The 22699-nt window shown below is 43.9% G+C and carries 35 protein-coding genes; 3 read left to right on the forward strand and 32 right to left on the reverse strand.

Translation table 11 applies throughout. The features are described 5' to 3' along the window. Nucleotides 1-156 precede the first annotated feature (156 nt). Nucleotides 157-885: an HAD family hydrolase gene (locus ACUB3H_RS07405; RefSeq protein WP_459130045.1), complete on the reverse strand. Its 729-nt coding sequence runs from the start codon at nucleotides 883-885 to the stop codon at nucleotides 157-159. Between the two features lie 169 nt (nucleotides 886-1054). Between ACUB3H_RS07405 and ACUB3H_RS07410 the strand changes: the two genes are divergently transcribed. After that, nucleotides 1055-1990 (forward strand): magnesium transporter CorA family protein, encoded by a 936-nt coding sequence (locus ACUB3H_RS07410; protein WP_459130046.1) that lies wholly within the window; start codon nucleotides 1055-1057, stop codon nucleotides 1988-1990. Between the two features lie 19 nt (nucleotides 1991-2009). On the opposite strand, the gene ACUB3H_RS07415 is transcribed toward ACUB3H_RS07410, so the two are convergent. The 6 genes from ACUB3H_RS07415 to pyrB are packed head-to-tail and all read right to left on the reverse strand — an operon-like array spanning nucleotide 2010 to nucleotide 7118. Further along, nucleotides 2010-2909, reverse strand: coding sequence for a dihydroorotate dehydrogenase (locus tag ACUB3H_RS07415; RefSeq protein WP_459130047.1), 900 nt, complete (start codon nucleotides 2907-2909; stop codon nucleotides 2010-2012). Further along, the gene (locus ACUB3H_RS07420) at nucleotides 2902-3648 is read right to left on the reverse strand and encodes a dihydroorotate dehydrogenase electron transfer subunit (RefSeq protein ID WP_459130048.1); all 747 of its coding nucleotides are present in this window, start codon (nucleotides 3646-3648) and stop codon (nucleotides 2902-2904) included. The genes ACUB3H_RS07415 and ACUB3H_RS07420 overlap by 8 nt, the downstream gene beginning before the upstream one ends. Next, nucleotides 3638-4483 carry an orotidine-5'-phosphate decarboxylase gene (gene pyrF, locus ACUB3H_RS07425; protein ID WP_459130049.1) on the reverse strand — a complete coding sequence of 282 codons (846 nt, stop codon included), beginning with the start codon at nucleotides 4481-4483 and terminating at the stop codon, nucleotides 3638-3640. The genes ACUB3H_RS07420 and pyrF overlap by 11 nt, the downstream gene beginning before the upstream one ends. Next, on the reverse strand, nucleotides 4467-5735 hold the full coding sequence (locus tag ACUB3H_RS07430; RefSeq protein WP_459130050.1) for a dihydroorotase: 1269 nt from the start codon (nucleotides 5733-5735) through the stop codon (nucleotides 4467-4469). The genes pyrF and ACUB3H_RS07430 overlap by 17 nt, the downstream gene beginning before the upstream one ends. 35 nt (nucleotides 5736-5770) lie before the next feature. Continuing rightward, nucleotides 5771-6202 (reverse strand): aspartate carbamoyltransferase regulatory subunit, encoded by a 432-nt coding sequence (locus ACUB3H_RS07435; protein ID WP_459130051.1) that lies wholly within the window; start codon nucleotides 6200-6202, stop codon nucleotides 5771-5773. 1 nt (nucleotide 6203) lies between these two features. After that, nucleotides 6204-7118 (reverse strand): aspartate carbamoyltransferase, encoded by a 915-nt coding sequence (pyrB, locus tag ACUB3H_RS07440; RefSeq protein WP_459130052.1) that lies wholly within the window; start codon nucleotides 7116-7118, stop codon nucleotides 6204-6206. 123 nt (nucleotides 7119-7241) lie between these two features. Between pyrB and ACUB3H_RS07445 the strand changes: the two genes are divergently transcribed. After that, complete coding sequence (locus ACUB3H_RS07445; RefSeq protein ID WP_459130053.1) at nucleotides 7242-8183, forward strand: D-2-hydroxyacid dehydrogenase; 942 nt, start codon at nucleotides 7242-7244, stop codon at nucleotides 8181-8183. Here ACUB3H_RS07445 and ACUB3H_RS07450 read toward each other — a convergent pair. Then, the gene (locus tag ACUB3H_RS07450) at nucleotides 8164-8472 is read right to left on the reverse strand and encodes a DUF1893 domain-containing protein (RefSeq protein ID WP_459130054.1); all 309 of its coding nucleotides are present in this window, start codon (nucleotides 8470-8472) and stop codon (nucleotides 8164-8166) included. The genes ACUB3H_RS07445 and ACUB3H_RS07450 overlap by 20 nt on opposite strands. Nucleotides 8473-8561: 89 nt before the next feature. Here ACUB3H_RS07450 and ACUB3H_RS07455 point away from each other — a divergent pair, with 89 nt between their 5' ends. Beyond that, nucleotides 8562-9593: a M42 family metallopeptidase gene (locus tag ACUB3H_RS07455; RefSeq protein WP_459130055.1), complete on the forward strand. Its 1032-nt coding sequence runs from the start codon at nucleotides 8562-8564 to the stop codon at nucleotides 9591-9593. Between the two features lie 34 nt (nucleotides 9594-9627). On the opposite strand, the gene rpsI is transcribed toward ACUB3H_RS07455, so the two are convergent. From rpsI to rpsH, 24 genes are read right to left on the reverse strand one after another with little or no spacing between them, the layout of a single operon-like run. Beyond that, nucleotides 9628-10017 (reverse strand): 30S ribosomal protein S9, encoded by a 390-nt coding sequence (gene rpsI / locus ACUB3H_RS07460; protein ID WP_459130056.1) that lies wholly within the window; start codon nucleotides 10015-10017, stop codon nucleotides 9628-9630. Between the two features lie 8 nt (nucleotides 10018-10025). Then, nucleotides 10026-10454, reverse strand: a complete 429-nt coding sequence (gene rplM / locus ACUB3H_RS07465; protein ID WP_459130057.1) for a 50S ribosomal protein L13 — start codon at nucleotides 10452-10454, stop codon at nucleotides 10026-10028. A 59-nt stretch (nucleotides 10455-10513) separates the two neighbouring features. Then, on the reverse strand, nucleotides 10514-10999 hold the full coding sequence (locus ACUB3H_RS07470) for a HutD family protein (RefSeq protein WP_459130058.1): 486 nt from the start codon (nucleotides 10997-10999) through the stop codon (nucleotides 10514-10516). Further along, complete coding sequence (gene truA, locus ACUB3H_RS07475) at nucleotides 10992-11717, reverse strand: tRNA pseudouridine(38-40) synthase TruA (RefSeq protein WP_459130059.1); 726 nt, start codon at nucleotides 11715-11717, stop codon at nucleotides 10992-10994. The genes ACUB3H_RS07470 and truA overlap by 8 nt, the downstream gene beginning before the upstream one ends. Continuing rightward, nucleotides 11710-12510, reverse strand: coding sequence for an energy-coupling factor transporter transmembrane component T family protein (locus tag ACUB3H_RS07480; RefSeq protein WP_459130060.1), 801 nt, complete (start codon nucleotides 12508-12510; stop codon nucleotides 11710-11712). The genes truA and ACUB3H_RS07480 overlap by 8 nt, the downstream gene beginning before the upstream one ends. Continuing rightward, the gene (locus ACUB3H_RS07485) at nucleotides 12507-13355 is read right to left on the reverse strand and encodes an energy-coupling factor transporter ATPase (protein WP_459130061.1); all 849 of its coding nucleotides are present in this window, start codon (nucleotides 13353-13355) and stop codon (nucleotides 12507-12509) included. The genes ACUB3H_RS07480 and ACUB3H_RS07485 overlap by 4 nt, the downstream gene beginning before the upstream one ends. Next, complete coding sequence (locus ACUB3H_RS07490) at nucleotides 13331-14152, reverse strand: energy-coupling factor transporter ATPase (protein ID WP_459130062.1); 822 nt, start codon at nucleotides 14150-14152, stop codon at nucleotides 13331-13333. Before ACUB3H_RS07490 ends, ACUB3H_RS07485 begins: the two co-directional genes overlap by 25 nt. Before the next feature lie 38 nt (nucleotides 14153-14190). Next, entirely contained in the window at nucleotides 14191-14532 is a 342-nt protein-coding gene (rplQ, locus tag ACUB3H_RS07495; protein ID WP_459130063.1) for a 50S ribosomal protein L17, read from the reverse strand. Nucleotides 14533-14544: 12 nt separating this feature from the next. After that, nucleotides 14545-15498: a DNA-directed RNA polymerase subunit alpha gene (locus ACUB3H_RS07500; RefSeq protein ID WP_459130064.1), complete on the reverse strand. Its 954-nt coding sequence runs from the start codon at nucleotides 15496-15498 to the stop codon at nucleotides 14545-14547. A 23-nt stretch (nucleotides 15499-15521) separates the two neighbouring features. Next, a complete protein-coding gene (rpsD, locus tag ACUB3H_RS07505) occupies nucleotides 15522-16145 on the reverse strand; it encodes a 30S ribosomal protein S4 (RefSeq protein ID WP_459130065.1) in 624 nt (207 codons plus the stop codon). Between the two features lie 8 nt (nucleotides 16146-16153). Continuing rightward, on the reverse strand, nucleotides 16154-16549 hold the full coding sequence (gene rpsK / locus ACUB3H_RS07510) for a 30S ribosomal protein S11 (RefSeq protein WP_459130066.1): 396 nt from the start codon (nucleotides 16547-16549) through the stop codon (nucleotides 16154-16156). Nucleotides 16550-16558: 9 nt separating this feature from the next. Beyond that, nucleotides 16559-16927 (reverse strand): 30S ribosomal protein S13, encoded by a 369-nt coding sequence (rpsM, locus tag ACUB3H_RS07515; RefSeq protein ID WP_459130067.1) that lies wholly within the window; start codon nucleotides 16925-16927, stop codon nucleotides 16559-16561. Nucleotides 16928-16938: 11 nt separating this feature from the next. Beyond that, complete coding sequence (gene rpmJ, locus ACUB3H_RS07520) at nucleotides 16939-17052, reverse strand: 50S ribosomal protein L36 (RefSeq protein ID WP_178252557.1); 114 nt, start codon at nucleotides 17050-17052, stop codon at nucleotides 16939-16941. A gap of 4 nt (nucleotides 17053-17056) precedes the next feature. Next, on the reverse strand, nucleotides 17057-17275 hold the full coding sequence (gene infA / locus ACUB3H_RS07525; protein WP_459130068.1) for a translation initiation factor IF-1: 219 nt from the start codon (nucleotides 17273-17275) through the stop codon (nucleotides 17057-17059). Next, the gene (locus ACUB3H_RS07530; protein WP_459130069.1) at nucleotides 17276-17545 is read right to left on the reverse strand and encodes a hypothetical protein; all 270 of its coding nucleotides are present in this window, start codon (nucleotides 17543-17545) and stop codon (nucleotides 17276-17278) included. Then, nucleotides 17530-18306, reverse strand: coding sequence for a type I methionyl aminopeptidase (gene map / locus ACUB3H_RS07535; RefSeq protein WP_459130070.1), 777 nt, complete (start codon nucleotides 18304-18306; stop codon nucleotides 17530-17532). The genes ACUB3H_RS07530 and map overlap by 16 nt, the downstream gene beginning before the upstream one ends. Next, a complete protein-coding gene (locus ACUB3H_RS07540; RefSeq protein WP_459130071.1) occupies nucleotides 18303-18953 on the reverse strand; it encodes an adenylate kinase in 651 nt (216 codons plus the stop codon). The genes map and ACUB3H_RS07540 overlap by 4 nt, the downstream gene beginning before the upstream one ends. Nucleotides 18954-18955: 2 nt before the next feature. Further along, nucleotides 18956-20221: a preprotein translocase subunit SecY gene (secY, locus tag ACUB3H_RS07545; RefSeq protein ID WP_459130072.1), complete on the reverse strand. Its 1266-nt coding sequence runs from the start codon at nucleotides 20219-20221 to the stop codon at nucleotides 18956-18958. Beyond that, nucleotides 20221-20661 (reverse strand): 50S ribosomal protein L15, encoded by a 441-nt coding sequence (rplO, locus tag ACUB3H_RS07550; RefSeq protein ID WP_459130073.1) that lies wholly within the window; start codon nucleotides 20659-20661, stop codon nucleotides 20221-20223. The genes secY and rplO overlap by 1 nt, the downstream gene beginning before the upstream one ends. 8 nt (nucleotides 20662-20669) lie before the next feature. After that, nucleotides 20670-20849 carry a 50S ribosomal protein L30 gene (rpmD, locus tag ACUB3H_RS07555; protein ID WP_459130074.1) on the reverse strand — a complete coding sequence of 60 codons (180 nt, stop codon included), beginning with the start codon at nucleotides 20847-20849 and terminating at the stop codon, nucleotides 20670-20672. Between the two features lies 1 nt (nucleotide 20850). Then, nucleotides 20851-21366 carry a 30S ribosomal protein S5 gene (gene rpsE, locus ACUB3H_RS07560; protein WP_459130075.1) on the reverse strand — a complete coding sequence of 172 codons (516 nt, stop codon included), beginning with the start codon at nucleotides 21364-21366 and terminating at the stop codon, nucleotides 20851-20853. Nucleotides 21367-21374: 8 nt separating this feature from the next. Beyond that, nucleotides 21375-21743, reverse strand: coding sequence for a 50S ribosomal protein L18 (gene rplR, locus ACUB3H_RS07565; protein WP_459130076.1), 369 nt, complete (start codon nucleotides 21741-21743; stop codon nucleotides 21375-21377). A gap of 12 nt (nucleotides 21744-21755) precedes the next feature. Continuing rightward, the gene (gene rplF, locus ACUB3H_RS07570; protein WP_459130077.1) at nucleotides 21756-22292 is read right to left on the reverse strand and encodes a 50S ribosomal protein L6; all 537 of its coding nucleotides are present in this window, start codon (nucleotides 22290-22292) and stop codon (nucleotides 21756-21758) included. An 8-nt stretch (nucleotides 22293-22300) separates the two neighbouring features. Further along, entirely contained in the window at nucleotides 22301-22699 is a 399-nt protein-coding gene (rpsH, locus tag ACUB3H_RS07575; RefSeq protein ID WP_459130078.1) for a 30S ribosomal protein S8, read from the reverse strand.

Here is a 22699-nt window from a genome sequence, read left to right on the forward strand (position 1 = left end):
CGCTTACCGCGACAACGTTATTATCTTACAACAACCCTTAGGAACTTGTCAAGCACTTTTTTAAAAGTTTTTTTGGTTAACACGTTCTTTACGTGGTTGGTGCTTTATTAATATATAATAAATCCTAAGGTGGGTCAAGCACTTTTTTCTGTTTTTCTATAGAATTTTTATCGTTTTTGGATCTATCTCATAAATCATATCTTTTCGTTCAACGACAATCTTCACCTTTTCTAACATATCAACAGATTCCTTAATGCGAAGAAAAAGGTTTCTATTAGGATTTATCGCCACTGGATTTCCCACAAGTTCAAGGAGTGTATAGTCTCCTCCCGTATCGCCGTAGGCGTAGCTTTCCTTAAGATCGATGTCAAACGTCTCTCTTAGTTCCATCACTGCTCGCTTCTTACTTTCACTATCCCACATGGGAAGCACTTCCCCGTGGAAGATTCCCCCTTCATCCTTTACATAGGTACTCGCTTTATAAACCTTAACGCCATAGGCGTCGGCCATCTTCCCTACGAGAAAGTCGGGAGAACCTGAAATGAAGATGACTTCATGGCCATGCTCCTGGTGCCATTTAATTTGATTTCTCGTATAAACATAAGTCTTCTGCCAGTTCTTTTTAATGACGTGCTTTGCTAAAAATTCGATCTCGTCGAGATTGAAACCAACGAGAGCATTTCGGTAGGCTTCTGCAACAACATACGTATAGTACTCGTAGTCACCTTTTCTTTCGGTCCATTCGGTAAAGGGAACTTCAATGCGATCAAACCACACTCGTTCATCGATCATCTCGTATTGAATGAGTTTATTAAAGTGTTCTATTAGAAGAGAGTTTCTATAAAGCGTGCCGTCGATGTCAAAAAATGCGCCAATTTTTTTCATCTGTATCTCCTTTTAGTTGAAACAGTGCTTTGAAAGCGGTATAATTTTACTATCTTTGTACTAATGAAAGGATTCGAGATGGACGAAAAACCTGGAAGTAGCCAGACAATTTAACACTTGCTTTGTTGTTCCAGGCCTTTCTGCGTCAACAAAGCAGAAAGGAAAACCTATGATTCGTATCTTTCAATCCGAAAAGGATGAACTTTTAGAACGTTACACCCCGGTAGAAAAAGCTTGGATCAGTCTCATCAATCCCACAGAAGAGGAGATGAACACTGTAAGTCAATTCTACCACGTCCCGATGGATCATTTAAGAGCTGCGATGGACGTTGAAGAACGTTCGCGCTCTGAAAGCGAAGACGGCATCACCTTGATCATTGTCGATGCGGCGATTGAAGAACCAGAGGAAGATTACCTCTCCTACTGGACTCTGCCTTTTGCCATCATTCTCGTAGACGAAAACATCATTACCGTTTGTTCACGAGACATTCCACTGATCGACGACTTCGTCAGACAGCGCGTTCGAAACTTCTTCTCTTATAAGAGGAGTCGCTTCGTACTACAGCTTCTTTATAAGAATGCGACCTATTATCTAAACTATCTGAAAAAGATCGACCGCATGAGTAATGTCATTGAAAGAGAATTACATCGCTCCATGCGTAATGAAGAGCTCATTCAGCTCCTAGAGCTTGAAAAGAGCTTGGTCTATTTCTCCACTAGCCTTACAGCCAATGAACTCGTTCTCGAAAAGCTTTTAAAATTAGAAAGCTTTAAACGCTATCCTGAAGATGAAGATCTTCTAGAAGACGTCATCATCGAGAACAAGCAAGCGATTGAAATGGCGAACATTTACACGAATATTCTAAGTGGAACGATGGATGCCTTTGCTTCGATCATTTCAAATAACCTGAATATCGTCATGAAGACACTCGCGATCATCACGATTATACTAAGTATTCCTACTTTGGTATTCAGTTTCTTTGGAATGAACGTCAATCTTCCCTTCGAGAATAACCCCTTTGCTGTAGTATTAGTACTTCTACTCACGGTCTTATTGACCTTCGTAACATACTTGTTCCTAAAAAAAGACAAGCGCTTACGCTAAGAGCCTCCTTTCGGAGGCTCTATTTTTTTGCGATTCCTATGATACTTTTCACTTCATCTTCTTTTAAATACGATTCGATGCCCTCGATGACCTTTAGGGGAAGTAAGGGATCAGAGAACAAACTCGTTCCTAGGGCGATAGCCGAGCTTCCTGCTAAGAGGAACTCGATCGCATCGGTTGCATTTTGAATACCACCCATCCCTAAGATCGGAATATCGACTTCACCGTAGACATCAAAGACCTTTTTAAGGGCTAAGGGCTTGATCGCAGGTCCACTTAACCCTGCTCCTTTTAAATAGAAGACAGGCTCTCTTTTTTTCACATCGATCGCCATACCACTAAAGGTATTCACAAGACTTAAGCAGTCTGCTCCTTCCCTCTCAGCGATCTTTGCCATCGCAACGATATCTGTGACATTCGGCGTAAGCTTTACGATGAGGTGCTTTTTTGTCGCTTTTCTGACACCTCTTACAACTTCTTCAAGCATCTTTGGATTCGTTCCAAAGCCCATACCACCTGCTTTTACGTTAGGACAACTCACATTGAGTTCGATGCTATCGACATCTTCTTTATCGAGAACACCCGCGAGTTCAACGTATTCTTCGATGGTCGAACCATTGATGTTTGCTATGATCTTCGTATCAAAGGTGCGAAGAAATGGGATTTCTTCTTTAATAAAGTGCTCGACTCCAGGATTTTGTAGTCCTACACTATTTAATAATCCCATGGGTGTTTCATGGAGTCTCGGAGCAGGATTTCCCTTTCGCTCCTTCAGTGTGATACCTTTAACGCTGATCGCTCCAAGAATCGATAGATCGTAAAATTCACTGTATTCATGACCGCAGCCAAAGGTTCCACTCGCTACCGTCACAGGATTTTTTAGACTTAGTCCATTGAGATCGACACTTAGTTTACTCATACATGACCTCACTTGCTAAAAAGACTGGGCCATCCTTACAGACGCGCTTGTAGACAAAGTCCTCTCCGCGTTTTACCTTTACAGAGCAACCGACACAAGCCCCTACGCCACAGGCCATTCGCTCCTCTAGTGAAAGATAAGCTTCAATACCCTTTTCATTCGCGAGCTTCTGAATGGCTTTTAAAAGTGGCGTCGGTCCACAGGCGTAGATCGAAACGTTAGAATCCTTCTCTATTCGCTCTTGAAGTTCTTCAATAATAAAACCAGGTCTTTCCTTTTCTAGGTGAATGGTGAGTGTTTTCTTATGAAAAGCATCGGTTCCTACGACTTCTTCTTTAAAGCCCAAGAAAGTCTCGTAAGGAATGCCTTCACGATTCAGTTCTTCTGCAAAGTAGCTAACGGGAGCGACTCCGATACCTCCTCCAACGAGTAGGATCGGTTGATCCGTTTTCTTCTCAAAGCACGTACCAAGGGGTCCTAGGACACTAATGACATCTCCCTTTTTAAGGGTAGTAAGCTTTTCCGTGAGTTCTCCGACAACTTTAATGAGTAAGGAAAGGCTATTTTCATCTTCTGAATAAATGGAGATGGGACGCCTTAGAAGAGGATATTTTCCTTCGAGTTTAAGTTCTACAAATTGGGCAGGACGACTCTTAAACTCTGCTGGCTTTTCGATTCGAAGTAGAAAGGTATCCTTTGATACGAACGTATTTTCAAGTATTTTTCCATCAAAGAGCATTTCTGACTCCATTTAAGTCATCGCGCATGGCTCGTGCTGCTTCTCTTGTAGCTTCTCCTAGAGGTAAGCCATTCTTTTTGTAGGCATAAAGGATGCCTCTCGAACTATTTACGATAGCTCTTAATCCGTCTTCACCAAAGGCAGCTTTTAGGTCTTCGCTCGTTCCACCTTGAGCACCATAACCAGGGACTAAAAAGAGTGTGGTTGGCATTTTCTTTCTAAGGAATTCAAGTTCTCTCGGGTGAGTCGCACCTACGACACAGCCGATGAGATCATCGCTATAAAGAGGATGATTTAAAACCATCTCGCTCACGTGTTCAAAGATGAGTTTTCCATTACACTCAAGGTTTTGGAGTTGACTCGAAGTGGGATTAGATGTCTTTACGAGCACAAAAACGCCTTTTTCATTTTCTTTTGCCAGTTTATAAAAGGCTTCATTGTTATCATCCCCTAAGTATGGGTTTACGGTAATGGCATCACTTGAAAAGTCGCCAGTTCTACCTAGAAAAGCTCTAGCATACGCTTCGGCCGTTGAACCGATGTCACCGCGCTTTACATCACTGATCATGAAGACGCCTTTTTCTTTTCCGTAGTCGAGTACGTTTTTAAAGGCCTTCATACCTTCTAAGCCGTACTGCTCAAAGTAAGCAATTTGCACTTTGTAGCAAGCTGCATACTCTTCTGTGGCATCGATGATGCATTTCGAAAACTGAGTCAAGCGCTCTTCAATTGAAGCATCTTTATAAAAGTCTTCTGGAAAGCTCGTGAGATTGGGATCAATTCCAACACAGACGGCTGAATTTTTCTTCTTCATGGCATCAAAAAGTTTCTTCATAAACGACCTCTCCTCCTACAATTGTCATCTTCACTCGTCCCTTTAGTTCCATGCCAAGAACGGGTGTGTTCTTACCCATGGAGAGCATATCAGCATATGTGGCTTTCCAAGATTCTTTGGGGTCAAAGAGGACGATATCGGCAAAACTTCCTGCTTCAATACTTCCCTCTCCCTCGAGTCCAAAGCATTCACTTGGAGCCTTACTCATCAGGCGAATGAGTTCGACGAGATCCATTTTTCCCGTCTCTACGAGTTCTTTTATACCTAGGCTTAGGCTAAATTCGATACCAGAAAGGCCATAACTTGCTCTTTCTAGCGATGTAAACTTGCTCTTTAATTCATGCGGTGCGTGATCGGATGCGATCATATCGACCGTGCCATCTTGAAGGGATTCGATCACGGCTTCCACATCTTCTTTCGACCGAAGCGGAGGATTCACTTTGGCGATTCCTCCTACGCGAAGCACTTCTTCATCCGTAAAAGTAAAGTGATGAGCGCAGGCTTCGCAGGTGACGGGATAACCTTTCTTTTTCGCTTCTCTTATAAAAGCGAGACTTTCTTTTGTGCTGATGTGGCAGAAGTGTAGGTGAATGTTGTGCTTATCTAATAGATCGATATCGCGCTTTACCATGTTGCTCTCGGCTTCATTGGGAATGCCATCGAGACCTAGTAATTCACTGACAAACCCTCTATTAATCGCACCTACGGTAAAGGTCGAGAGGTCCTCTTCATGTAAAAGGAGATGTCCACCCGTCCTATGAATCACTTCCATGACCTTCTCCATCATGGATCCATCCATAATGGGTCTTCCGTCATCGCTAAAAACGGTGACTCCTTTTTTCGAAAGTTCTTCGATGGCACCTAGTTCTGCGCCTTGCGAACCACGCGTAGCACTTGCTACGATCGTCACTCGAATGGGACTCTTCTTTGTAAGGTCACAGATGGTTTCGTAGTTTTCTACGCTATCTGGGGCAGGATTTGTATTTGGCATAGCAAAGACGTGCGTAAAGCCACCCTTAGCCGACGCTCTTCCCTCTGAAAGGAAGGTTGCCTTATGGGTAAAGCCAGGTTCTCTCATGTGCGTATGAACATCGATAAGTCCTGGAATTACATGGAGTCCCTTGGCATCGATAATATCGCCCTCTGTTCGATCACTGACTTCTTTAATCTTACGCCCATCGATGATGACATTTTTGGGGATAAATTTCTTTTGGGACCAGTCGAGTACGAGTCCTCCTACAATTGTCTTCATGTCACCTCCAAAAAAAGAAGTAAGTTTCCTTACTTCTATCGCTTATACTCTGTAATTTCATCACAGTACTGACATTGATAACGAAGCGTTCCATTCGCTTCTTTAAGCTTAAAGTGAGGCGTTGCTAGGCTATCTACGTGTGTAATGCAACGAGGATTTTGACACTCAAAGAGACCTTCGACTTCTTGAGGAATCGTTAGTGTCGACTTCTCTACGAGAACGCCATCCTTAATGTGACTGATCGTCACGTGCTCATCGATGAGTGCGATGAGTTCAAGGTTTACGTCATGACGACCTTCGATCTTAATCATGTCCTTTTGACCTTGACGATTGCTCTTAACACCCATGAGTAAAACGACGGGTGTTTCCATCGTATCGAGACCGAGCTCAGAGAAGATCTTAATGCCCTTACCAGCTGTAATATGATCGATTACGATGCCGTTTTCAATACCACTGACGTTAATCACGCTACACCTCCAGAAGCTTCATAATGAGCGCCATACGAATATACATTCCATTGATGGCTTGGTCAAAGTAGACGGCTCTTGGGTCGCTATCTACATCGGTTGCAATTTCATTGACTCTTGGTAGCGGATGCATCAAAATGGCATCTTCCTTGGCATACTTCATCTTCTCCTTGTTTAAAAGGAAGGAGTTTTTGAGCTTTAAGTAGTCTGCCTCGTTAAAGAAGCGTTCCTTTTGAATACGTGTCATATATAGGATATCACAATATGGCATGGCTTCTTCCATGGAAGTGACTTCTTCAATCTCAAGATTCGGATGGTTCTCTTTGAGATATTCTAGAATCGAACTCGGCATGCGAAGTTCCTTAGGGCTTACGAGATAGAACTTCTTGGTGTTAAAACGAGCGAGCGTCTTAATGAGTGAGTGAACGGTACGACCATACTTTAAGTCACCGATAAGAGCGATAGTGTGTCCTTCGAGTGTTCCTTTGTACTTTACGATCGTAATGAGGTCGGTTAGAGTCTGCGTTGGATGCTGATGACCACCGTCTCCTCCGTTAATGATCGGAACTCTTGTGTTGTTACTTGCGAGTAGTGCTGCACCTTCATAGGGGTGGCGCATCGCAATGATATCTACGTAGCCACTCATGATGCGAATCGTGTCGGCTAAACTCTCTCCCTTTTTAGAAGAGGTGGAGTTTGCGTCACTGAAGCCCATGACGTTTCCGCCTAAGCGGAGCATGGCAGCATCAAAGCTGAATTTTGTTCTCGTCGAGGGTTCGAAAAATAAAGAACCCAAAATCATACCCTTGCATTTCTCAGAGTATTTTTTTGGGTTTTTCATAATATCAAGACCCGTAGCGATGAGTTCATTGTACTCATCGTTCGTAAATTGACCCGGCTCGATAAAGTGTTTCATATGTTTCCTTTCCATTTCTCAGAATAGATTAAAGGTGTTCTTTTCCTGAACTATATTACCAAATGGTCCCCTACACTGCAAGAATTATTTTTCTTTTTGGGTAAAAAAAAATCGGAGGTTATTATGAAAGAATTTCTCGTACTCATTCCCTTAGAAGATCAAGAAAAGAAGCGACTAGAGTCTTACAGTCAAGACTATAAGATTGTTTTTAAGTCCCCAAGTGATGTCACAAAAGAAGAGGTAGAAAACGCCTCGATCCTTTGGGGAAACCCAGATCCCAGTCTCTTAAAGGATGCGAAGAAGCTCGAGTGGATGCAGACACAATCTGCAGGCTACGAGCAATATACCGCTCCTGGTGTATTAAGAGATGAAGTGATTCTAACGAACGCACGTGGTGCCTACGGTCAAGCGATCGCAGAGCACATGCTAGCAAGTCTCAGTTTTCTAATGAAGAAACTGAACCTCTATGTAAAGAACCAAGAGAAGCACCTTTGGAAGAGCGAAGGTAAGGTACGTTCCTTTACGTCTCAACACGTCCTCGTCGTAGGCTATGGAAATTTAGGTTCTAGCTTTGCAAAGCTTATGAAGGGACTCGGTTCAACCGTTTCTTGCTATGCGAGAAGACCGATTGAAGATGGAATCGTTTCAAGGACCTACCTACCATCAGAGAAAGAGGAAGCACTAAAGAACAAGGACGTCATCGCACTCTTTCTTCCATCAAATGAAGAGACGAAACACTTTTTAAGCACGAAGGAATTTAACCTCATGAGTCCAAAGACGATTGTTTTAAACGCTGGTCGTGGAGATGCCATCGATACCGACGCACTCATGACGGCTCTTAAAGAGAAGAAAATTCATTCTGCAGCCATCGATGTCATTGAAGAAGAGCCACTAAAAGAAGATCATCCCATCTGGGAGCTTGAAAACATCCTCATTACACCGCACATTGCCGGTTGGTTCCACATTCATGAGACATATGAGAGGCTCATGGAGATCGCCTTTAAGAACTTAGAGAGTTTTCAAAATAAAAAAGAGATGACCAATGTCATCTCGCGTGTTCTCTAACCAGCGGATCAAAGAGCTCATCGAGCTCTGCTCCAGAAATAAAGTAATCGAATTCGAGGTCCACACCATAGCGGTTCATAAGTTCCAAAGCACTCTTCGAAATATAACGAGCATGAACAGTCTCTACACCCTCTCTCATTAGAATCTGTGCTGCCTGATAGCCAATGACTCGGTTTTCAACAATACTATTTTGTAGATCGACATTCTTTTCTACAGCATCTAAAATGGGTTTTAAACCGTAGTTCTTGCTTTCGAAAAGTACTTGTTCATCTTTAATTACGCGGAACATGGCCCCTCCTTTATTCAAGTCTAACAAAGAAAAGAAAGTCTCTTATTATTTAGAGGTAAATTTTATGTTATTGTAGCTATGGAGGTATCATGAAAAACTACAACAGCTATTTAAAAGACATTCTATCCATCCCCTCTCCTACAGGTCATACGAAGGAAGTGATGGATTACATTGAAAAGACGACAAGAAACTTCGGCTTTGACGTCACGAGAACAAAAAAAGGTGCCGTTCAAGTTAGAGTAAAAGGTAAAGACAGCACGAAAGCTCGCCTCATTGCAGCCCACTGTGATACGTTAGGTGGCATGGTCCGAGAGATCAAATCGAACGGAAGAATTAAGTTCATCAATGTCGGTGGTCAAAGCTATCCATCGATCGAGGGTGAAAACTGCCTCATCCATACGTATGAAGGTAAGACGTATGAAGGAACGGCAATGCCTGTAAAGTGCTCCGTTCACCTCTTCCCAGAAGAAACGAGAGAAGAAAAGCGTACCAAGGATACGGTAGAAATTCGTATCGATGAAGAAGTGTCGTCAAAAGAAGATACCGAAAAGCTAGGTATTGAAGTAGGAAATATCATAACCTTTGATACGAGAACGATTTTTACAGAAAGCGGTTTTATTAAGAGTCGCTATCTAGACGATAAGTGCTGTGGAGCGATTCTACTTACTCTTCTTGAAAACATCAAAACGAAAGAGATCGAACTAAATAACGACGCCTACTTCATGTTCTCAGACTTTGAAGAGGTCGGTCATGGAATCTACGACGTCCCAGAAACGATCGAAGAAGTGTTATCTGTAGATATCGGTTGTGTCGGTGAAGGTCAACAAGCGAGCCCTTACGAAGTGACGATCTTTGCAAAAGATGGATCAACTCCCTACCATGAGGGCCTTACCGCAAAACTAAGAGGTCTTGCAAAAGAACACGAAATTCCTTATAACATCGACATCGTAGAGCACTACGGTTCTGATGCCTCAGCTGCCATCCGTCAAGGTAAGGATATGCGCTTTGCTTTGATCGGACCAGGTGTAGAAGCCACTCACCATTATGAAAGAACGCATCAAAAGGCAGTAGAAGCAACGTACGATCTGCTCCTACAATATGTAAAAACAACTGTAGAGTAAAGAAAAAAAGCAACTGAAAAGTTGCTTTTTTTGATTAACGTTTTGAGAATTGTGGTGAACGACGAGCTTTCTTAAGACCGTATTTCTTACGTTCCTTCATACGTGGGTCACGTGTTAAGAAACCAGCTCTCTTAAGAATAGGCTTTAGTTCTTCTGAGGAGCGAACGAGTGCACGGCTAATTCCGTGACGAATTGCTCCTGCTTGACCTGTAAAACCACCGCCATGAACATTAACGACTACGTCGTATTGACCAATCGTCTTTGTGATCTCTAGCGGGCGTTTTAAGTCTTGAATTAAGAGCTCATAGCCAAAGTATTCATCTACTGGACGCTTGTTGACTGTAATGACGCCACTGCCCGGAACGAGACGAACACGTGCGATAGATTGTTTTCTACGACCTGTACCTTGATATTGTGCTGTCATAGTTCCTCCTACAGTTCGAGTGTCTCAGGTTGTTGAGCTTGATGATTGTGCTCAGGACCTGCAAAGACACGTAGTTTCTTCAGCATTTGTGCACCGAGAGCATTGTGTGGAAGCATGCCCTTGATGGCTTGATAAAGGATCTTTTCCGGTTGCTTTTCGAGCATTTGTGTAAAGGTACGTTCCTTTAGACCACCCGGAAATCCTGTATGCCAGCGGTACATCTTGTCATTACGTTTGTTACCGGTCACCTCGACTTTGTCAGCATTAATAATAATGACATAGTCGCCAGTATCAACGTGTGGAGTATAAATTGGTTTTGTTTTTCCGCGTAAAATAGCGGCTACTTGTGACGCTAAACGTCCCAATGTTTTACCAGTTGCATCGACAACGTACCATTTACGTTCGACTTCTGCTGGTTTTGCAACGAATGTTTTCATTCCTTTTCCCTTTCGATAAAAAAATGGGGCTTGGAAAATAGATTACCTGATATAGATTATCACAGAGCCCCTATAAAGTCAACGGATTCCTGGATTTTCACGACAAAAGCTTTTTCTACAAAGAGCTCTTCTTCAGGTTCTAAAAAGTAGACGGTGTTTCCTTCTAAGACAACTGCTCTTCCTTTTATAAGACCTGTGGAGTAGTTCACTTCGACATCGCGTTTCGTAATGACATTGAAGTCGGTCGTCTTTCCAAAGCTTTTCGTCTCATCACTACCTAAAAAGGTAATGATGTCACCACGCTCTACGCTTTGTTCTTTGCCGTTAATTAGAAGCTTCACCGGATCCGTTAAGACACTGAAGTAGCGCTTGTAGCCTGTAAAATCTGAAAAGGTACTCTCTTCCACTTCAATCTCTGCGACACTTATTCTTAAGTCAAATGTCCTATCGGCTAAGCTCGCTCCCTTGGGAAGAAGTAGTATCGTGGTCGTCGTTCCACCGCTCCAAGAAGTCTTCTCAAACTCCTCTATAGACCTTTTAATCATAGTGAATCTCCTTTAAGAGAAGCCCTTCTGCGGGAGCTACTTTTCTCGTTAAACGTCTGGAGTGTTCCTTAAGGATCGTTTCTACCATCTCGCTCTCTACGTTTCCCTTCCCTACTTCGACTAAAAAGTGCGTGAGGATTCGGACCATCTTGTAGAGAAAGCCGTCGGCTTCGTAGCGAATGACAAGCCCACCATCCACCTCTTTTAGATCGATCGAATAAATGGTACGAATCGTACTTCCTTCACCCTTTCTACGATTCGAAAAAGAGAAGAAGTCGTGCGTTCCCACGAGGCTCTTGGAAGCATTTCTCATCGCTTTTACATCTAAAGGCTCCTCAATGATCCAAGCGTAGGGCCTTTTAAAGAGATCGTCTTTAAAGAGAATCGTGTACTCATAGACCTTTCTCTTTGCGTCAAAGCGAGGGTGAAAAGAGTCTTCTACGACTTCCGTAGAAAAGACCTTAAGGTCCATGGGAAGTGCACGGTTTAGTGCATAGGTGAGCTTTTCTGGGGGAATCGCATTACCTAGCGTGACGCTCGCCACTTGATAGATTGCATGAACGCCCCTATCGGTTCTCGAAGCGAGTTGGACCTTTACTTCTTCTTTAAAAAGCATAGAAAGTGTATCTTCCAGTACACTTTGGACCGTGCGGTCACTTAATTGCCTTTGTGAACCGAAGAAACCTCTTCCGTCATAGCCTAGAATGAGCTTAAACATAGCCAAGACCTATGATTCCACCTAGGATGATAAAGATAATGGCGTAAGCGACAAAGTCTCTCTTTTCGTACTTTAAGGGGTTAAGCTTCGTTCTTCCTTCTCCCCCTTGATAGCCTCTCGCTTCCATGGCGTTTGCTAGTTCATCAGCTCTCTTAAAAGAACTGATAAAGAGCGGTACGAGGAGTGGAATGAGGCTCTTAGCACGTGTGATGAGGTTTCCTCCTTCAAAGTCAGCTCCTCTTGCCATCTGAGCCTTCATGATCTTATCCGTCTCTTCCATGAGCGTTGGAATAAAGCGAAGTGCGATCGTCATCATCATCGCGAGTTCATGGGCGGGAAAACCTAGGGGCTTTAAGAAGCTAAAGGCTTTTTCTAGACCATCTGTGAGTCTCAGTGGACTCGTCGTATACGTAAGTAAGCTCGTTCCCATGATGAGAAGCGTGAGTCTCATGATCATCTCAGCCGTCATGATGAGTCCTTCATCGGTAATCGTGATCACCCAGAAGGAGAATAAGACCTTACCAGTCTTCGTAAAGAAAAGGTTCATGATGGTTGCAAAGACTAAGAGGAAGAGAATCGGCTTCAGTCCTTTTAAGACGAACTTAAAGGGAACTTTACTGATAAAGATGAGTAGTAACGTAAGTGCTGTCACGACGGCATACTGTAGTACGGTGTGGCAGAGGAAGATGGCGATAATAAAGATCATCGTTCCCATGAGCTTAACTCTGGGATCGAGTTTATGAATGATCGAATCGGCAGGATAGTACTGTCCTAATGTGATATCCTTCATCATTTGAGGGCCTCCTCGATCGTATCTGCAATGATCACAGGGTCAAATTCATTCGATGTAAAGGGAAATCCACAGGCACGAAGTTTCTGCGTGAGCTTACTAAGTCCTGGAATTCCTAGGTCGATGCTCTCTAAGAAATCGGCTTCTTCAAAGGCCTCTTTTGTAGGCTTATCGAGGACAATTTCCCCTTTTCTCATCGCAATGATGCGCTCAGCAACTTTTGCGACTTCATCCATCGAGTGACTTACGAGTAGAAGTGTTAGATTTCGTTCCTTTCGAAGTCTTTGGAGCTCATCTAAAAGCTCTTCTCTGGAGTGAGGATCGAGTCCTGCCGTTGGCTCGTCTAGCATAAGAACCTTTGGTTCCATGGCGAGTACTCCCGCTAGTGCGACTCTTCTCTTTTCACCGCCTGAAAGGTCAAAAGGGGACCTTTCACTGTACGTTTCAAAGTCCAAATCGACGCTCTCCATGGCTCTTTTAATGCGTTCTGTGAGTTCTGGTTCTTTAATACCTAAATTTTTTGGACCAAAAGCGATGTCTTTAAAGACCGTTTCTTCGAAGAGCTGGTATTCAGGGTACTGAAAAACAAGCCCTACGACCTTTCTCAAATCCTTTAGGTTCTTACTCTTTGAATCGATGTGGAAGCCTTCTACATTGAGCTCTCCGCTATCGGGCTTTTGGAGGCCATTGATGTGCTGAATGAGCGTACTCTTGCCACTTCCTGTATGACCGATGAGTGCCACGAATTCACCATCTTTTATAGATAGGTTGATGTTCTTTAAGGCTTGCACCTCATAGGCAGCTCCTCGATTGTAATAGCTATTTAAGCCCTTGATTTCAATTGACATAGCACTGCTCCCAAGTCTTCCATCGAAAAGACGTCGCCTACATGAATTCCGCGTTCTTCTAAAAGTAACTTCAGCTGTATCACATCTGGTATATCGAGATTGAGTTTCTTTAAGTGCTCGGGGTCACTAAAGATTACCTTTGCAGTCCCTACGCGATCGACGACACCTTCACTCATCACATAAATGCGATCGGCTTCCATCGCTTCTTCCATAAAGTGCGTAATGAGAACGATCGTAATGCCCTTTTGATGGAGTTCTTTTAGGATCTCGATCATTTCTCTTCTACCGTGTGGATCGAGCATGCTCGTCGCTTCATCGAAGATGATGATCTCAGGATTCATCGCAAGGACTCCAGCGATCGCGATACGTTGCTTTTGACCTCCACTTAACATGTGAGGGGGTCTTGTGACATACTCACTCATCCCCACCTCTTCAAGCGCTCGATCGACTCTTCTTCGAATTTCTTTAGGCTCTACTCCGAGGTTTTCTGGACCAAAGGCCACATCCTCTTCGACGATCGAGGCTACGATCTGGTTGTCTGGATTTTGAAAAATCATTCCAGCCATTTCACGAATTTGAAAGACTTCCTCTGGATTCTTCGTATCCATTCCATTTACAGTAACCGTTCCACTCTTAGGAATGAGAAGACCATTTAAAAGCTTAGCGAGGGTGCTCTTTCCCGAGCCATTGTGACCGATGAGCGCGACAAATTCTCCCTTTTCAATGGTAAGGGAGATGTCTTTTAAAACTTCTTTATCTTCTTGGTAGCTAAAATAGACGTGGTCTAATTGAATCACTTGCCCTCCAACAGAAAAAAGGGACCATAGGGTCCCCTTTATACGAGTTCAATCTTTGCTAATAAAGCGCCATCGCCTTGTCTCGGTCCGAGTTTATAGATGCGCGTATAACCGCCGTTTCTATCTTGGAAATTGGGACCAACTTGTTCAAACAGGGTTTTCACGACTTCATCATCTGTCAAGTAGCCTGCTACTTGGCGTCTTGCATGAAGATCTCCTCTTTTAGCAAGAGTGATCATCTTTTGAACGCTTTTTTGCAGTTCTTTTGCCTTGGCATCGGTAGTAATGAGTGAACCATGACGAATCAGTTCAGTGGTGAGGTTTCTAAGCATCATCATGCGATGAGCGGAAACTCTACCTAATTTACGATATCCGGGCATGGGTAATCCTTTCTACTCATCCTTCTCGCGGAGACTGAGCCCAATTTCTTCGAGCTTCTCTTTGATTTCGGCGAGTGATTTCTTTCCTAGATTTCTTACTTTCATCATTTCTTCTTCAGTCTTTGAAAGTAATTCTTCGATGGTATTGATACCTGCCCGTTTCAGGCAGTTTCTCGATCTCATGCTGAGTTCGAGTTCTTCTACAGTCATCTCTAAGACCTTTTCCTTGGTATCGTCGTCGCGTTCATAGAGGATTTCCATGTTGTTGACATCTTCTGTGAGTTCGACGTAGAGAGCCAAGTGGTCATTTAACACCTTAGCTGCGAGAGAAATGGCCTCTTCTGGTTTAATACTAGCATTGGTCCAAATCTCATGAACGAGCTTGTCGTAGTTTGTAGAACTACCTACACGAGTAGGCTCGACTTTGAAGTTCGCTTTACGAACGGGAGAGAAAGAACTGTCGACTGCGATGACATTTAAAGCTTCATCGACGGTCGCTTTGTTTTCTTCAGCACTTACGTAACCACGCCCCTTCGCTAAGCACATTTCCATGTAGAACTTCTTGTTCTCTGTAAGTGTGCAGATGTAAAGCTCTGGATTGATGATTTCTACGTCAGCATCGGCAATGATATCCCCAGCAGTAATCTTTTGAGCTTTATCAAGGTCGATGCGAAGAATCTTCTCTTCTTCGTCGCTCGTAATTTTTGCAACTAAGTCTTTTAAGTTCAAGATGATATCGACGACATCTTCTTTTACACCATCGATCGTAGAAAACTCGTGAAGAATATCATCGAATTTAACCCACTTGATGGCAGCGCCTGGAAGGCTTGATAGCATGATACGTCGTAGAGCATTTCCCAAGGTAAGGCCAAAACCACTTTCGAGCGGTTCTACAGTGATCTTTAGGTAATTTTCGCTTTCGTTGAAGTCTGTAAAGGTGAGATTCGGTTTTTCGATTCCGATCATTGTGACCTCCTACTTTTGTCCTATTACCTTGAGTAAAGTTCGGTAATGAGTTGTTCTTCGATTGGTAGATCGATGTCTTCCTTAGAAGGTAGGCGAACAATTTTTCCTACCATGTTCTCTTGATCCATCTCTAACCATGCGGGAACAGTCTGTGCCTTCTCCATTAAAGTTTTGAAACGCTCAGATTTCTTTGAGCTCTCTTTTACTGCGATGACATCGCCATCTTTTAATGTGATGGATGGAATAGTCGTTTTCTTACCGTTTACTGTAAAGTGTTCGTGTGTAACGAGTTGACGAGCTTCTTTACGGCTGGAAGCGAGTCCAAGACGGTATACGACGTTGTCAAGACGGAGTTCGAGGAGTTGAAGAAGATTCATACCTGCGATACCTTCCATCTTTTCAGCACGTTTAAAGGTATGGTTAAATTGCTTTTCAAGCATACCGTAATAGCGCTTAACCTTTTGTTTCTCACGTAAGTGCTTTCCGTAGTTACTTAATTTTGTAATACGTGTTGCACCGTGTTGTCCAGGAGGTGTGGAGCGCTTGTTGAATGAGCACTTTTCTGAATAGCACCTCTCGCCTTTTAAGAACAATTTTTGTCCTTCGCGGCGGCAAATGCGACATGAGGGTCCTGTATATCTAGCCATGGTTCCTCCTATACGCGACGTCGCTTCGGCGGGCGACAACCATTGTGTGGAATCGGGGTAACGTCTGAGATACTGTAGATCTCAAGACCTGTTGCTTGGAGCGCACGGATAGCAGCTTCACGGCCACTTCCTGGTCCCTTTACAAATACTTCAACGATCTTTAAGCCGTGTTCCATAGCAGCCTTTGCAGCAACTTCAGAAGCCATTTGAGCTGCGAATGGAGTAGCTTTCTTAGACCCACGGAAACCTAAAGAACCAGCAGAAGACCAGCTCAATGCATTTCCTTGGGAATCGGTCAAAGTAACGATCGTGTTATTAAAAGAAGATTGAATATGAGCTTGACCGCGCTCTACATTCTTCTTCTCACGCTTTTTACGGCGAATGACTTTTTTCTGTTGAGCCATGAATCCCTCCTACTTCTTCTTATTTGCAACGACCTTCTTAGGTCCTTTGCGTGTTCTTGCATTCGTCTTCGTACGTTGTCCACGTACTGGAAGTCCCTTACGATGACGAATACCGCGATAGCAACCAATTTCCATCAAGCGTTTGATGTTCATTGAAACCTCACGACGGAGGTCACCTTCAACGGTGTAGTTGTTTTCTAACTGTTGACGGAGTTTTGCGATCTCGTCCTCAGTAAGATCCTTTACACGCGTATCAAAACTGATTTCTGTATCGCGTAAGATCTTTTGAGAAGTAGTAAGGCCGATGCCATAAATATACGTTAACGCAACTTCAATGCGTTTTTCTCTGGGTAAGTCTACGCCAGCAATACGTGCCATATGCTTTCCTCCTATCCCTGTCGCTGCTTATGCTTGGGATTTTCACAAATAACCATGACTCTGCCTTTACGCTTAATCACTTTGCATTTTTCGCAGATCGGTTTAACGGATGGTCTAACTTTCATTTTCTTAACCTTTCCCTCGCCAGGTAATTCTACCTTTTGTTAAATCATAGGGTGATAATTCTAGTGTAACACTGTCTCCGGGCATAATTTTGATGTAATTCATCCTTAATTTGCCGGACAGATGAGCTAAGACCTCAAGGCCATTTTCTAGCTCTACTTTAAACTTTGCGTTTGGTAGTGCATCGACAACGATGCCCTTTACTTCGATACAATCTTTCGCCAATCATTCCTCCTTGGAAAGCGCAGCGCTTAGAGCTTTTCTAATGCTCGCATCGCTGACGTCGGCTGTTTCAAAAACATTAAGAATACAATTGGTTTTCTGCAAATGCCTTAGTTTTTTCTTCTTTGGCTTTAGGAGCTTACGACTTTCGCCGTTAACGATCGTGACGTAATCGTCATCGAGAACATCTTTTACGATAAACCTCTGACCCTTATCATGACCAGAGATACTGATGACTACTTGACCACTCACGAGCTTCATAGGGGAATCCATTCGACCTCTTCATCGTCGCCCGTTAGCACCCTCGGTCCATCCTCAAGGATAGCAACGGAATGCTCATAATGGGCAGATTTTGTTCGATCCAAAGTCTTAGTCGTCCAGCCATCCGAGAGTACTCGGACATCGTACTTTCCGGCATTGACCATGGGTTCGATTGCGAGAACCATGCCAGCTTGAAGCTTGGGTCCTCTAATGTTCGTTTCATAGTTGTAAACTGCTGGATCCTCATGTAAGCGAGTTCCTACACCATGACCAGTGAAGTCTCGAACTACGGAAAAACCATGACTTTCTACGTGTCTTTGAATCGCCTTCGATATTTCTACCAGGCGAAAACCAACTTGGCATTGTTTCAGACCTTCGAAGAAGCTTTGCTTCGTTACGTCAATGAGCCTTTGGTCGTCTTCACTTACGATGCCTACAGGATACGTCCTTGCAGCATCAGCGTGATAACCGTCGAGCAATACACCGATATCGATACTGACAATATCCCCTTGATGCAGCCGCACATCTTTCGAAGGAATGCCGTGAATTACGACATCGTTTACGGAGATACAACTTGATGCTGGGAATCCTTGGTAATTGAGGAAGGAAGGAGTACCCCCTCCTTCTTCAATGACCTCACGGATCACCTTGTCCAGTTCGAATGTACTTTTGCCTTCCTGAATCAACGGTTTGACTCGTTGGAATGCTTGACTCAGGAGTTTGGCACTGTTACGCATCTTTAAAATTTCTTCACGAGATTTGATGTGAATCATCGAATATCCTTTAGGGCTTCAACGACCCTATTGAAAACCTCGTCTGGTGCACCAGAGCCATCGATAGGCTTTAGTGTACCTTGTTGGCTGAAGTATTCAACCAACGGTTCGGTTTGATTTTTATAGACCTCTAAGCGACTTTTAACAGTCTCTGGTTGGTCGTCTTTTCTCTGAATGAGATCGCTGCCACATGCGTCGCAGACGTTCTCAGTCTGAGGTGGATTAAAGCTAACATGATAGGTTTTTGAGCACTTAGAGCAGACTCTTCTACCCGTTGCTCTCTTTACCAGTTGATCTTCATCAACTTGAAGGAGCACCACTGCATCCAACGGTTTTCCTTTTAGTCGTAGTACTTCTGTGAGGTTTTCTGCCTGAGCGACATTTCTAGGATAACCATCAAACAAGAAGCCACGATCTAAATCAATTGAATCTAACGCACTTGCCACCAAAGCCATAACTAACTCATCTGGCACAAGTTTGCCATTCTCAACGTACGGTTTTGCCGTGAGTCCTAAGGGAGTCTCGCGTGCAATCTGATCTCTCAGAATATTACCCGTGGAGACATGGGGAATGTCGTACTTCGAGGTGAGTAGTCCTGCTTGTGTACCCTTGCCCGCGTTAGGGGGGCCTATCAATAAGAGACGCATTTCTACCTCAAAAATCCTTTATAGTGACGCATCACCATTTGAGCTTCAATTTGCTTCATCGTTTCGATAGCAACACCTACGATAATGAGTAGGCTCGTACCACCGAAGTTGAGTTTAAGCTGACTGAAAGCCATGATGATGTTTGGAATAATTGCGATCAAAGCAAGGAAGATGGCGCCGACGATGGTCAAGCGGTTCAACGTCCTTGTGATGTAACTTTCCGTAGGTTGTCCAGGACGAATACCTGGAATAAATCCACCGTTCTTTTTCATGTTATCTGCGATTTCTACAGGGTTAAAGGAAACGGCCGTGTAGAAATAGGTGAAGAAGACAATGAGAATGGCATAGAGCACATTGTAAAGAACAGAGTGTGAGCTAAAGTACGTATTCATCCAGCGATAGAATCCAGATTGTGGCATAAAGGATGCGATGGTGATCGGAACCATGAGGATACTGATCGCAAAGATGATCGGGATAACACCCGTTTGGTTGACTTTTAATGGAAGGTGTGAAGAGTGTCCACCGTACATCTTACGTCCAACGACGCGTTTTGCATACTGTACAGGGATCTTTCTCGTTCCTTCTGTGACATATACCACGCTAGCAATGATGAGAATTGCTACAAAGAGGTACAGAATGAGGCTTAGAATATTTACGGAGCCGCTACGAATCTGCAGAATGATCTGATAGAACGACTGCGGAGTACGTGCAACGATACCAGCAAAGATAAATAAGCTCATACCATTACCGATTCCGTTTTCATTGATGCGTTCACCCAAGAACATGAGGAACGCTGTTCCAGCTGTAAGACAGAGTGTCGTTAAGAACACGCTGAATCCATTGTAAGGAACGATATAAGCACGGAACATCGTAAGACTCATTGCAAGTGACTGAAGGAGTGCAAGTACAACGGTTAAATAACGTGTATACTGAGCAATTTTCTTGCGGCCGCTCTCACCTTCTTTAGCAAGATTTTCTAAAGATGGGATAGCAATTTGCAAGAGGTTCATAACGATCGATGCGGTAATATAAGGCGTGATACCGAGAGCGAAGAGCGTTAAGTTCTTAAACGCACCACCACTCATCAGGTTGTAGAATTCAAGCAGTCCTTGACCGCCTTTATTCATCTCAGCGAGTACTCGGGCTTTATCTACTCCAGGAACTGGAATATTTGCACCGAGACGGAATACGAAGAGCATCGCTAGTGTATAGAGAATCTTTCTTCGTAGATCCGGAATCCCCCAGGCCTTTTTTAATGTATCGAGCATTAGATCACCTCAGCTGTTCCGCCGGCTTTTGTGATTTTTTCTTCTGCAGACTTTGAGAATTTGTGTGCTCTAACCTTTACAGGCTTAGAGATTTCACCATTTCCTAAGATCTTTACTCCATCAAAAATGTGGTTAATAACACCCTTCTCTAAGAGAATTTCTGGTGTGATTTCTTCAAGTCCTAATTCTTCGATGCAATCGAGGTTAACAATTGCATAGACAGTTTCAAAACGTGCATTTGAGAATCCACGTTTCGGTAGACGGCGATAAATCGGAAGCTGTCCACCTTCAAAGCCGAGGCGAACGCCTCCGCCCGTACGGCTGTTCTGACCATTGTTACCGCGGCCACCCGTTTTACCGGTACCGCATGCCTGGCCACGCGCAACACGAACTTTTCTGCGCTTGGAGCCTTCGGCTGGTCTGAGATTACCTAGTTGCATGGGCCCTCCTATTTCTCTTCGACTTCCACTAAGTGGCTAACGCGTTGGATCATTCCACGAATAACGGGACTATCCTCGCGTTCTACAGTTTGACCAACTTTGCGAAGGCCGATGGCTTCCACGTTTTTGCGGTGGACTGGTTTTGTACCGATTGTGCTCTTTACGAGCTTAATCTTAATTGTTGCCATATTAAACCTCCTTGCCAAGGATCTCACTGATCGTCTTGCCGCGGAGTTTAGCCACCTTGTTGATTGTCATCAAGTTTGAAAGACCGTTCATCGTTGCACCAACCATGTTTCTTGGGTTGGTTGAACCGATGCTTTTTGCACGAACGTCCTTGATGCCTGCAAGCTCTAATACGCTACGTACAGGTCCACCTGCGATAACTCCAGTTCCTTCAGGAGCTGGCATTAAAAGCACTTCTCCACTTCCGTGGATGCCTTTGATGACGTGTGGGATTGTCGTTCCACGGCGTGGAACGTTGATCATATTCTTTTTGGCCTCAGCGATGGCCTTTTTAATAGCATTCGGAACTTCCTTGGCTTTACCGGTACCAATGCCGACGCGTCCATCTCCATCACCTACGACGACGAGTGCTGCAAAGCGGAAGTTTCTACCACCCTTAACAACCTTCGTTACGCGGTTGATGTGGACTACTTGTTCAAGGAATTCCGGACGGGAATTTTCAGTTTGTTCTGTTCTCATGCTTCCTCCTAGAACTTAAGTCCTTGTTCGCGAGCTGCTTCAGCTAGTTCTTTGACGCGTCCATGGTAAAGATACCCACCGCGGTCAAAAACGACGTTTTCAATGCCCTTTTCAAGAGCTTTTTTAGCGATTAATGTACCGACTGCCTTGGCAGCTTCTTTATTACCGCCATTGGAGAACTCACCTGCAATTGCTTTATCAAGCGTACTTGCAGAAACGAGAGTAACTCCTTGAACATCATCGATAATCTGTGCAAAGATGTTTTTATTACTTCTAAACACATTAAGGCGCGGGCGTTCGGAGGTGCCGGAAATAGTTCCTCTGACGCGTTCATGACGATGCACTCGCGCGCGGTTTCGATCAAATCGTTTAACCATTCATATCCTCCTTTACTTACCTGACTTACCTTCTTTGCGGCGTACGTATTCGCCAACGTAACGGATACCTTTACCTAGGTAAGGCTCCGGCTTACGCCATGCGCGAATCTTCGCTGCATAGTTACCAACTTGTTGCTTATCTACACCCTTTACGACAATTTCAGTTTGTGATGGAACTTCTACTGTAATTCCTTCTGGATCTGTCATAACAACTGGGTGTGAAAGACCGAGTGTGAGGTTTAGGTCCTTGCCGTTTTTCGCAGCACGGTAACCTGTACCTTCGATCTGTAGTTTCTTTTCGTATCCCTTCGTCACACCTTCAACCATGTTGTTGATGAGTGCACGGTAGAGTCCGTGGTAAGCGCGTTGTTGTCTTGAATCACCGCGTTTCTTAACGATAATTTGGTTATCTTCAACGACGACTTCCATGGAACGATCAAATGGCAATTGAAGCGATCCAAGAGGTCCCTTTACAGAGATCTGTTGGTTTTCAATCTTCACTTCAACACCGCTTGGGATACTGATGGGAAGTTTACCTATTCTTGACATGGCTCCTCCTACCAGACGTAACAGATGACTTCGCCACCGACACCGGATTTGCGAGCCTCTTTGTCCGTCATGATTCCTTTCGATGTTGAAATCATTGCAATACCTAGACCACCAAGTACTTTTGGTAGTTCTTCAAACTTTGTATAAACGCGAAGACCTGGTTTAGAAATTCTCTTAATACCAGTGATGACGCGTGTACGATCTGGACCGTACTTGAGTTCGATCTTGATGACGCCTTGTGTTTGGCCTTCAACAACTTCGAATCCCTTAATGAAACCTTCACGATGAAGGATTTCTGCGATAGCCACTTTCATTTTGGAAGCAGGAACTTCAACAGTGGCATGACGCTCTTGATTGGCGTTACGGATGCGGGTAAGCATATCCGCAATCGGATCTGTTGTAATCAT

The organism is Guggenheimella bovis, from assembly GCF_054492335.1.